The organism is Stenotrophomonas sp. P5_A8, from assembly GCF_056400545.1.
This window is the reverse complement of record NZ_JBFULB010000123.1, coordinates 1-10991: the sequence shown is the minus strand read 5'-3', so window position 1 is coordinate 10991 and position 10991 is coordinate 1. Positions and strand designations below refer to the sequence as shown.

Sequence of the window (10991 nt, the reverse complement as noted above, 5' to 3'; positions counted from 1 at the left end):
AATACGCGCCGATCACCCTGGGTGCCGATTCCGCAGCAGATGYGGCACGCGGTAGAAGGCTGGCAATCAGCACGGCGAGCACGGCCACGGAATGACGGAACATGCGAACTCCCGGTTGAAGGCGAGGCCACGTTAGCAGACCCGCAGGGGGCGGGAATGGGTTTGTACGGCGAGTCCTGCAAACCTGTCCTGCAGACACCACCGCGCCTGCGTGAGGGGTCTTGTCGGACACCATGCCGGGTAAAACACAGTCAACTGCGGGGCATGCGTCCGCATCCCGGGGATCCGATGCGTCCACGCATGGCGCGCAGCCGCAGGCAAAGAAAAAGCGGGCCGAAGCCCGCTTTTTCTGTTCGAAAGCCTGAGGACCAACGGTCCTCAGCTACAGCGTCGTCGGCGTTGCCGATTATTCTGCAACCGCGCCTTCGCCTTCTTCGACGGCCTTCATCGACAAGCGGATACGGCCCTGCTTGTCCACTTCCAGCACCTTGACCTTGACCACATCGCCTTCCTTAAGCACGTCGCCGACCTTCTCGACGCGGTCGCTGGAGATCTGCGACACGTGCACCAGGCCATCCTTGCCCGGCAGGATGGTGACGAACGCACCGAAGTCCATGATCTTGGCGACCTTGCCTTCGTAGATGCGGCCCGGCTCGACGTCCGAGGTGATCTGCTCGATGCGGGCCTTGGCGGCCTGTGCAGCGATGGCATTGACCGAGGCGATGACGATGGTGCCGTCATCCTGGATGTCGATCTGGGTGCCGGTTTCCTTGGTGATGGCCTGGATGGTGGAACCACCCTTGCCGATCACTTCGCGGATCTTGTCCGGGTGGATCTTGATGGTCAGCAGGCGCGGCGCGTAGTCCGACAGCTCCTGACGCGGCGCGGTCAGGCCATGGGCCATTTCGCCCAGGATGTGCAGACGGCCCGCCTTGGCCTGCTGCAGTGCCTGCTTCATGATCTCTTCGGTGATGCCTTCGATCTTGATATCCATCTGCAGGGCGGAGATGCCCTCAGCGGTACCGGCAACCTTGAAGTCCATGTCACCCAGGTGATCTTCGTCACCCAGGATGTCGGACAGGACGACGAAGCGCTCGCCTTCCTTGACCAGACCCATGGCGATACCGGCCACCGGCGACTTGACCGGCACGCCGGCGTCCATCAGGGCCAGCGACGAACCGCAGACCGAAGCCATCGACGAGGAGCCGTTGGATTCGGTGATTTCCGAGACCACGCGGATGGTGTACGGGAAGGCTTCCAGCGACGGCATCACTGCCAGCACGCCGCGCTTGGCGAGGCGGCCGTGGCCGATTTCGCGACGCTTCGGGCCCATCATGCGGCCGGTCTCGCCCACCGAGTAGGGGGGGAAGTTGTAATGGAAGAGGAAGTTGTCCTTGTACTCACCGGACACGGCATCGATGACCTGGCCATCACGGGCGGTGCCCAGGGTGATGGTCACGATGGCCTGCGTTTCACCGCGGGTGAACAGCGCCGAACCATGGGTACGCGGCAGGATGCCGGTCTTCACGGCGATCGGGCGGACGGTGTCCAGCGCACGGCCGTCAATGCGGACCTTGGTGTCCAGCACCGAGTTGCGCATGGTGCTGTATTCCAGCTCGCCGAATTCCTTCGACAGCTCGGCCGGGTTCCAGCCTTCGGCGGCCACGCGGCCAGCCAGCGACTCGACCACGTCCTTCTTGATCGCCGAGATGGCGTCACGGCGCTGCAGCTTGTCGCGCACCTGGAAGGCTTCGCCCAGACGCGGGCCGATGGCTTCCTGCAGGGCGCTGATCAGCACGTCGTTCTTGGCCGGGGCTTCCCAGGTCGACGGCTTGGTGCCGGCTTCCACGACCAGTTCGTTGATCGCGTGGATGACCTTCTGCATTTCGCGGTGACCGAAGGTCACAGCGCCCAGCATCACCTCTTCGGACAGCAGCGCGGCTTCGGATTCGACCATCAGCACGGCGTTGGCGGTACCGGCGACAACCAGTTCCAGCTCCGAATCCTTCAGTTCGGTCACGGTCGGGTTGAGGATGTACTCACCGTTCTTGTAACCCACCTTGGCGGCGGCGATCGGACCCTTGAACGGGGTGCCGGCCAGCGACAGCGYAGCCGAGGCACCGATCAGGGCAGCGATGTCACCATCGATGTCCGGGTTCAGCGACATCACCGTGGCGATGATCTGCACTTCGTTCTTGTAGTCTTCCGGGAACAGCGGACGGATCGGGCGATCGATCAGGCGCGAAATCAGCGTCTCTTTTTCGGTCGCGCGGCCTTCGCGCTTGAAGAAACCGCCCGGGATACGGCCACCTGCGTAGAACTTCTCCTGATAGTCGCAGGTCAGGGGGAAGAAGTCCTGGCCCTCACGCGCGCTCTTGGCGGCAACGGCGGAGACCAGCAGCACGGTGTCGTCGAACTTGACGATGACGGCACCGCCGGCCTGACGGGCGATTTCGCCGGTTTCAAGCGTGACGGTGTGCTTGCCGTACTGGAAGGTTTTGGTGATTTTTGCCACGGGGGTTTCCTTGGATGATGCTTTCTTCAATGGACCGCGGGCGACCCTTGCCGCCGACGGGTGACCGGTTGTCCGGCCCATACGTTTGATGCGGTACTGCCAAAACAAAACCGCGGCGCATTCCTGCGCCGCGGTGGGGGTTCGTGCTTAGCGACGCAGGCCGAGCTTTTCGATCAGGGCCTTGTAACGCGGAGCGTCTTTCTTCTTCAGGTAGTCGAGCAGGCTGCGGCGGCGGTTGACCATCTGCAGCAGACCGCGGCGGCTGTGGTGATCCTTCTTGTGGGTCTTGAAGTGGCCGGTCAGCAGTTCGATGCGGGCGGTCAGCAGAGCGACCTGGACTTCCGGGGAGCCGGTGTCGGTGGCGCTGCGCTTGTTGTCTTCAATGACTTTCTGGGTGTCGATCGACATTTTATTTTCTCTTGGATGCGTGGCCCGCAGAAACGTCCCATTGACGTACCGCGTGACTCGCCGTGAACGAAAGGATGAACCCGCAGAACGCGGGAAGCCTGAAAAGGCCGCGAAATTGTAACGGGCGCAGCCGTCCGGGACAAGGACCGGCTGCGCCGGGGTCAGCCCTGGCCGGCCAGGTTGAAGCGCCGCTGCGGTGCCAGCCGGCCATTCTCGTCGACCTGGCCCAGGCCCTGGATGGCCTCGTCCGGACCGTATACCACCACCGTGCCCTGGGCCCAGGCCGGGTCGCGCAGGCGCTGGCCCACGCAGAAGCGCGGGGTCTGTTCAGCATCCAGGGTGACCCGTGGATAGTGCGCCAGGCCCGCGTCCAGCGGCAGCAGCAGCGCATCGATGGCGGCTTCGTCGCCCTGCTCCACCAGAGTCCGCAGGGTGTCCAGGGACACCATCGGCACGTCGCGGAAGGGGTCCACCCACAGCCGACGCAGGCCGGCGATGTGTGCCCCACAGCCCAGGGTTTCCCCGAGGTCGCGGGCCAGGCTGCGGATATAGGTGCCTGAACCGCAGGTCACGCGCAGGCGCAGACGGGTCGGTTGCTGCTCCAGTACCTCGATGGCGTGCACCTCCACCTGGCGCTCCGGCGCCTCGATGACCTCGCCGCGGCGCGCCTTCAGGTACAGCGGTTCGCCGCCCTGCTTGAGCGCTGAGTAGATCGGCGCGCGCTGCAGGATGCGCCCCTTCAGCGGTACCAGCGCGGCCTCCAGCGCTTCGGCGCTGATCGGCGGGACCGACCGTTCGCGCAGCACCGCGCCATCGGCGTCGTCGGTATCGGTGGTCTGGCCCAGCACCACCTCGGCGTCGTAGGCCTTGGCCGAGCCCAGCAGCAGGCCGGCAATCTTGGTGGCCTCGCCGAAGCACAGCGGCAGCAGGCCGGTCGCCAGCGGGTCCAGGCTGCCGGTGTGGCCGCCCTTCTCGGCGCGGTACAGGCGCCGCGCGATCTGCAGCGCGGCGTTGGAGCTCATGCCGCCCGGCTTGTCGAGCAGCAGAATGCCGTCCAGGCGACGGAATGTGATTCGGGATGCCATGTCGTGGTTTCAATCGGCGCCATCTGGCGCTGCCGGCAGTCCCGGCGGTCGACGGTGCGGTCGTTGTCGACCCGGGCACCGTCCCATAAGACAACAGCCCTTGCGGGCTGTTGGTCCATCAATCAGATTTCTTGTCGCTTTCGTCCGCGTCGCCATCCTCTGCGTCGTCCTCGGGCTGTCGGCTTTTTTCAGCCGCCAGCGTATCGGGCAGGTCACGCAGGATGTTGTCGATGCGCTCGCCGCGATCCACCGAATCATCGTAGTGGAAGTGCAGCTCGGGCACATGGCGCAGCTTCATGGCACGCGCCAGCTCCATCCGCAGCTCCCAGGCCAGTTCCTTCAGGCCCTTCATGGCTTCTACCGAACGTTCGGGCATCAGCGCGGTGACGAAGATCTTGGCATGCGCCATGTCACGGGTGATTTCCACGTCGGAGACGCTCACCGAAGGCAGGCCGTGTACACGCACGGCGTTGTGCACGAGCGTCCCCAGTTCGCGGCGGATCTGGGCGGAAACACGGTCGGTTCGATGGAAGGTCTTTGGCACGGTAGGCGGACTCGTCTTGAAGGGTGGTACGTAAGCGAAAAAGCCGGACCGCGCGAAGCGGTCCGGCCTGGAACATTACAGGGTGCGCGGCACTTCGATTCGCTCGAAGCACTCGATCTGGTCGCCCGGCTTGACGTCGTTGTAGGCCTTCACGCCGATACCGCATTCGGTACCGTTGCGAACTTCCTCGACGTTTTCCTTGAAGCGGCGCAGCGATTCCAGCTCGCCTTCGAAGACCACGACGCTGTCGCGCAGGACGCGGATCGGCTTGCTGCGCTTCACGGTGCCTTCGATGATCATGCAGCCTGCGACCGCACCGAACTTCGAGCTGCGGAACACGTCGCGGACCTGGGCGATACCGATGATCTCTTCGCGGATTTCCACGCCGAGCAGACCGGACGCCACCTGCTTCACCTGATCGATCACGTCATAGATGATCGAGAAGTAACGCAGGTCCACGCCATTGGATTCGATGATGCGACGCGCGGAGGCATCGGCACGCACGTTGAAGCCGATGACGGTGGCCTTGGAAGCAACCGCGGAGTTGGCATCGGACTCGGTGATGCCGCCCACGCCGGAGTGGATCACGTTGATGCGGATGTCTTCGTTGGACAGCGCGACCAGTGCCTGGCTCAGTGCCTGCACCGACCCCTGCACGTCGGCCTTGATCACCAGGTTCAGCACCTGCTGGCCATCGCCCTTGCCCAGGGTCGCCATGATGTCTTCCATGCGGCTGCCGGCAGACTGCACCAGGCGCGATTCACGGCGCTTGATTTCGCGCTGCTGCGCGACGTCCTTGGCCAGACGCTCGTCTTCGACAACGACGAAGTCATCGCCGGCATCCGGCACGCCGGACAGACCCAGCACCTGCACCGGGATCGACGGACCCGCCTGCTCCGGCTGAGCGCCGGTTTCGTCGAACAGGGCGCGCACGCGGCCGTACTGGATACCGCAGACCAGGTAGTCGCCCTTCTTCAGCGAACCCTGCTGCACCAGCACGGTGGCGATCGGGCCACGGCCCTTGTCCAGCGAGGACTCGATGACCACGCCGCTGGCGCGGCCGTCGGCCACGGCCTTCAGTTCCAGCAGTTCGGCCTGGACCGAGATCGCCTCGAGCAGGTCGTCGATACCCAGGCCAGCCTTGGCCGAGATCTCGACCATCTGGGTGTCGCCACCGAAGTCTTCGGACACGACCTGCTCGGTGAGCAGTTCGTTCTTGACCCGCAACGGGTCGGCGCCGGCCTTGTCGATCTTGTTGATCGCCACGATCAGCGGCACACCCCCCGAACGGGCGTGCTGGATGGCTTCCTTGGTCTGCGGCATGACGCCATCGTCGGCAGCCACCACCARCACCACGATGTCGGTCAGCTTGGCACCGCGGGCACGCATGGACGTAAACGCCGCGTGGCCCGGGGTATCCAGGAAGCTGATGACGCCCTTGGGCGTTTCAACGTGGTACGCACCGATGTGCTGGGTGATGCCACCGGCTTCGCCCGTGGCGACCTTGGTGCGACGGATGTAATCCAGCAGCGAGGTCTTGCCGTGGTCGACGTGGCCCATGATGGTGACCACCGGCGGACGTGCCACCGGGTCGCCGTGGTTGCCAGCAGACTGCGCCAGCAGCGCGTCTTCGGCATCGTTGGTGTTGGCACGGATCACGTTGTGGCCGAGTTCTTCGGTCACCAGCGCAGCGGTGTCGTGGTCGATGGTCTGGGTGATGGTCGCCATGACGCCCATCTTGAACAGCGCCTTGACCACATCGCCGCCCTTCAGGGCCAGCTTCTGGGCCAGATCGGCCACGGTGACGGTATCGCCGATGGTCACATCACGCACGATCGGGGCGACCGGACGCTCGAAACCATGGGCACCCCCGCCGCTGCGCGACTGGTTGCTGTCACGGCGGCTGCCGTGCTGCACGCGCCCGGTCGGACGACCGCGCGAGTTGCTGTTGTTGCCACGACGGGCGCGATCGGCGGCCGACAGATGCAGCTGACCGGCGAAGCGGTTGCCACCATCGTCGTCGCGCTTGGCGCCCGGGCGGTTGTTGGTGTTGTTCGAGTTGCGGTCGTCCGAACGCGGGGCCGGACGTGCAGCCGACGGCGCCGACGGACGCGGATTGCGCGCCGGGGCATCATTGGCGGCCGCAGGCTTGGCTGCAACCGGGGCCGGGGCCGGCGGTGCATTCTTGGCCGCTTCGGCAGCGGCTTCGGCCGCCTTGCGCTCGACTTCGGCACGTTCCTTGGCGTCGATTTCGTCCTGACGCTTGCGGGCGATTTCTTCATCGCGCGCACGGTCCTTCTCGGCCAGTGCGCGCTGCTCGTCCAGATTGCGCTGGCGGGATTCCTCCAGCTTGCGCAGGATGTCGGCGCGCTCCTCATCCGCGGTCATCGGCTTGCCGCTGGCGTCCTTCATGTAGGTGCGCTTCTGGCGCACTTCGACGTTGACGGTGGTCTTGCTGCGGCCGGCGCTGACCGTCACTTCCTGCAACTTGCGACGGTTGAGGGTGATCTTCTTGGCAGCCTCGTCGGTGCTCTCGACGGGCTGCTCGGTCTTGCCGTGCGAACGACGAAGGAAGCCCAGGAGCTTCACCTTCTCGGTGCTGGTCACGACCTGGTCGGGACCGCTGAACTTCATGCCGGCTTCGGCAAGCTGTACGAGCAGTTTATCGACAGGCGTGTTGACCAGTTCGGCAAGCTTACGGATGGTGGTTTGCTGCGACATTCGGATCCTATGATCTGGTTGGCGCTCCCTCGAAACGTGCGAAGGCAGCGCGGAGTCTAAGCCCTGATCGGGTCAGGGCACTGTTCATCGCTGGCTCATTCGCCGCGCTCCAGGCGGGCGATCTCCTCGGCTCGGGCGGCAAGGATCAGGGCGGCGGCGCGCTCCTGGTCCATGTCCTCGATACCGAACTCGAGGATCTCGTCGGCGGCCAGGTCCGACAGGTCCTCACTGGTACGCACGCCATGACCGGCCAKGGCGTAGGCAGTCGCCTCGTCCATGCCTTCCAGGGCGAGCAGGTCTTCCGACGGCGAGCCGTCCTCCAGACCTTCTTCCACCGCCAGCGCTTCATTGAGCAGCGCATCGCGGGCACGGGCACGCAGCTCTTCGACGATGTCTTCGTCGAAGCCTTCCACGGCCAGCAATTCGCCGACCGGGACGTAGGCGATTTCTTCCACGGTGTTGAAGCCTTCGGTCACCAGGATGGCGGCGATTTCTTCATCCACTTCCAGCTTGTCCATGAACAACTGGCGGGCAACGGTCTGCTCTGCCTCGGACTTGGCGGTCACCTGGTCCTGGGTCATCACATTGAGCTGCCAACCGGTCAGGCGGCTGGCCAGGCGCACATTCTGGCCGCCCTTGCCGATCGCCTGGGCCAGACGCTCTTCAGCGACGGCCAGGTCCATCGAATGCTTTTCTTCGTCGACGATGATCGACTGCACTTCGGCCGGCGCCATCGCGTTGATGACGAAGTTGGCCGGGTTCTCGTTCCACAGCACGATGTCCACGCGCTCACCGTTGAGCTCGTTGGACACGGCCTGCACACGCGAACCGCGCATGCCGATGCAGGCACCGATCGGATCGGTGCGGGCGTCGTGGGCGAGCACGGCGATCTTGGCGCGGTCGCCCGGATCACGTGCGCAGGCCTTGATCTCGACCAGGCCCTGGCCGACTTCCGGCACTTCGAGCTTGAACAGTTCGATCATGAATTCCGGCGCGGCGCGGCTGATGAACAGCTGCGGGCCACGCGGCTCGGAGCGCACTTCGGCCAGGTAACCGCGGACGCGGTCGCCGGCACGCAGGACGTCGCGCGGAATGCCCTTGTCCTTCGGGATGAAGGCTTCGGCGTTGCCACCGAGGTCGACATAGATGTTGCCGCGCTCGGCGCGCTTGACCACACCGGTGACCAGCTCGCCGACACGATCCTTCCACGCATCGACGACCTGCTGGCGCTCGGCTTCGCGCACGCGCTGGACGATCACCTGCTTGGCGGCCTGTGCGGCGATACGGCCGAAGTCCGGGTTTTCGATCTGTTCTTCGATGTAGTCGCCGACTTCCACGCCTTCGGCTTCGTCGATGGCATCCATCAGACGAATCTGGCGGTCGGGCGATTCCATCACCACGTCATCGGCCACCACTTCCCAGCGGCGGAAGGTCTCGTAGTTGCCGTCCTTGTGGTCGATCGACACACGGGCCAGCACTTCTTCATCGGGGTAGCGCTTCTTCGCCGCCGACGCCAGTGCTGCCTCGATGGCATCGAAGATCACTTCACGCGGAACGCCCTTTTCATTGGCGACCGCATCCACTACCAGCAAAAGTTCCTTGCTCATTGGCTCACTCCGCGCGCGGCTTTTTGGCCGCCGGCTCGTTGGATGGTTTCTTGTTCGCCTTGCCACCCTGCTTGGGTGCCGGGCCAGTCGGTTTGGTCGGAGCGAGGCCGAGGGCGGCCCAGTCCGGCATGATGCGTGCCTTGTCGATATTCTCGACATCGGCGGTGAACGGGGAATTGTCGACCTTGAAGGTGACGGTGCCCTGTTCGATGTCCACAGCGAGGATTTCACCCTGCAGTCGGCGACGGCCGTCCTGCGGGAGTTTCAGCGTGACCTTGGCCGATTCGCCGATGGCGCGCTCGAACTGCTCGCCGGTGAACAGCGGGCGGTCGACGCCAGGCGAGGACACTTCCAGGGTGTAATTGGCGGTGATCGGGTCTTCCACGTCCAGCTGTGCGGAGACTTCGCGGCTGACGCGTTCGCAGTCGTCGATGTTGACGATGCGCTCGGGCTGTTCGGCCAGCGGCACGTCGATATAGAGGCGCAGCGTCGCACCACCCGGGGCAGTGAGGTATTCCACGCCCAGCAGCTCGAGACCCAGCGACTGAACGGTGGGGGCGAGCAGATTCGCGATTTCGGTTGCCTTGTCGCTCACAGTCTGCCTTGTTCGTTGAAAGAGATACGGGCTTGGTCCGGCGAACGGACCACCTTCCGGAAACAACAAAGGGCCCGCTGGGCCCCTTGTCCGGTACAACTCCGGTCATGCTGGATTCCGGTAGCGGGAACACACGCGGTGTGCGTTCCTGCGAGCCCAGCGTTCCGGGGGGTCACGGCGGCCTGGGTACAGGTTGCCGTTCCTGGAAGCCGGTTGCGGGACCCTTCTCATCCGTTGACGGGATGGGAGTGGTCAATCCGCTAAGCCACTGATCATAGCCGTTGCACCGCGCTGGTGCAATGGTTTGGGATGCTTCCGGCTGCCGTATTGTAAAAGCTGAACAGCAGGGGCTGACGGCCACGGCCTTGCCTCTGCGGCTGCGTCGCGGGTATCGGCACTCGGCATCTCGGCTACGTCGCGGGTAAGGCACTCGGCATCTCGGCTACGTCGCGGGCGTCGGCGCGGGCGGGATGGCGGGACACGCCGTAAACCCATCCCTGGGGGCTCGCGGGCGCCATCCATGGCGCCCAACGGTCCCGCCATCCCACCCGCACCGCCACCTGGAGAGTTGGCCTGTGAGTTATTGGGCTCAAGAGCGGGTCAGTCCGGGAGCGAGGAGGCCTGGCGCATTCCGAATCCCCGAATCCCCGAATTCCGAATTCCGAATTCCTAATCCTTCAATTCAACTCCCGAATCCACCAACACCGCAACCTTCGATCCGCCAGCCAGTGCAAGCAACGCCAAAAATAATGCCGCGCCTTTGATCTCCGCTGGGCACCGACATACTACGGGTGCTTTGCGGGGCCCTGAGCCGCATGGAGGCGGCTCAGGAGCTTACAGGGGTGAGGGAGCATTGCGGCGAGGCACTGCCTCGCCAGCGTCCGAACGCCCAGCCGCCAGCGGCTGGGCCGAGGCGGGCCGCGGGGCGGGATTTGCAGCGTGCCCCGCGAACTTACTCAGGCCAGCGCCCTTCCAGAAGCCTGCGCACCTAATTTGACCTGGCACTGGCATTTGGCCTGGGTTACGCCTTCAAAAAACCAAACCCCACCAACGAAAAAGGCGACCCCGTCACCGGAATCGCCTTTTCGTCTACTGCATCTGCACTGCAGATTTTCTGTGGTAGCGGGGGCAGGATTTGAACCTGCGACCTTCGGGTTATGAGCCCGACGAGCTGCCAGACTGCTCCACCCCGCAGCAGAAGCGGAATTGTAAGGGAGTTTTCATCCCTGCGCAACCCCTGTTGAAACATGACCCATTTGACCCGCAGATGCGAAGCCAGAGCAAGAGCAGCCGACCATGGATCGGCTCTACCCTGCCCTCGCCGGCATCGGCATCGGCATCGGCATCGGCATCGGCACCGCATCGGCATCGGCACCGCATCGGCACCGCATCGGCATCGGCATCGGCATCGGCATCGGCATCGGCATCGGCGTCAGCGTCAGCGCCGGCGTCAGCGCCGGCATCAGCATCAGCATCACCACCGGCATCAGCGCCAGCACCAGCACCACCACCACCA

The 10991-nt window shown here is 64.5% G+C and carries 8 protein-coding genes and 1 tRNA gene; 1 reads left to right on the top strand and 8 read right to left on the bottom strand.

The window, feature by feature from the left end; genetic code table 11:
• Positions 1-406 precede the first annotated feature (406 nt).
• The 8 genes from pnp to AC1DQP_RS10640 form a co-directional block, all read right to left on the bottom strand.
• Complete coding sequence (gene pnp, locus AC1DQP_RS10675; protein ID WP_478051564.1) at positions 407-2515, bottom strand: polyribonucleotide nucleotidyltransferase; 2109 nt, start codon at positions 2513-2515, stop codon at positions 407-409.
• A 147-nt stretch (positions 2516-2662) separates the two neighbouring features.
• Entirely contained in the window at positions 2663-2923 is a 261-nt protein-coding gene (gene rpsO / locus AC1DQP_RS10670) for a 30S ribosomal protein S15 (RefSeq protein ID WP_128097467.1), read from the bottom strand.
• Positions 2924-3084: 161 nt separating this feature from the next.
• Positions 3085-4008, bottom strand: a complete 924-nt coding sequence (gene truB, locus AC1DQP_RS10665; protein ID WP_457318549.1) for a tRNA pseudouridine(55) synthase TruB — start codon at positions 4006-4008, stop codon at positions 3085-3087.
• Between the two features lie 118 nt (positions 4009-4126).
• Complete coding sequence (rbfA, locus tag AC1DQP_RS10660) at positions 4127-4552, bottom strand: 30S ribosome-binding factor RbfA (protein ID WP_256774647.1); 426 nt, start codon at positions 4550-4552, stop codon at positions 4127-4129.
• 75 nt (positions 4553-4627) lie between these two features.
• Positions 4628-7273 carry a translation initiation factor IF-2 gene (gene infB, locus AC1DQP_RS10655; protein WP_478051563.1) on the bottom strand — a complete coding sequence of 882 codons (2646 nt, stop codon included), beginning with the start codon at positions 7271-7273 and terminating at the stop codon, positions 4628-4630.
• Positions 7274-7368: 95 nt separating this feature from the next.
• On the bottom strand, positions 7369-8880 hold the full coding sequence (gene nusA, locus AC1DQP_RS10650) for a transcription termination factor NusA (RefSeq protein ID WP_478051562.1): 1512 nt from the start codon (positions 8878-8880) through the stop codon (positions 7369-7371).
• A 4-nt stretch (positions 8881-8884) separates the two neighbouring features.
• Positions 8885-9475 (bottom strand): ribosome maturation factor RimP, encoded by a 591-nt coding sequence (gene rimP / locus AC1DQP_RS10645; RefSeq protein WP_256774644.1) that lies wholly within the window; start codon positions 9473-9475, stop codon positions 8885-8887.
• Positions 9476-10592: 1117 nt separating this feature from the next.
• Positions 10593-10669 (bottom strand) — tRNA-Met (locus tag AC1DQP_RS10640).
• Positions 10670-10771: 102 nt separating this feature from the next.
• Here AC1DQP_RS10640 and AC1DQP_RS10635 point away from each other — a divergent pair.
• Positions 10772-10991, top strand: a 220-nt coding sequence (locus AC1DQP_RS10635) for a hypothetical protein (RefSeq protein ID WP_478051561.1), incomplete at its 3' end; no start/stop codon positions are given.

Coding starts and splice junctions, on each gene's coding strand:
- rpsO (WP_128097467.1), bottom strand. CDS start 2,923: ATGTCGATCGACACCCAGAAAGTCATTGAAGACAACAAGCGCAGCGCC.
- truB (WP_457318549.1), bottom strand. CDS start 4,008: ATGGCATCCCGAATCACATTCCGTCGCCTGGACGGCATTCTGCTGCTC.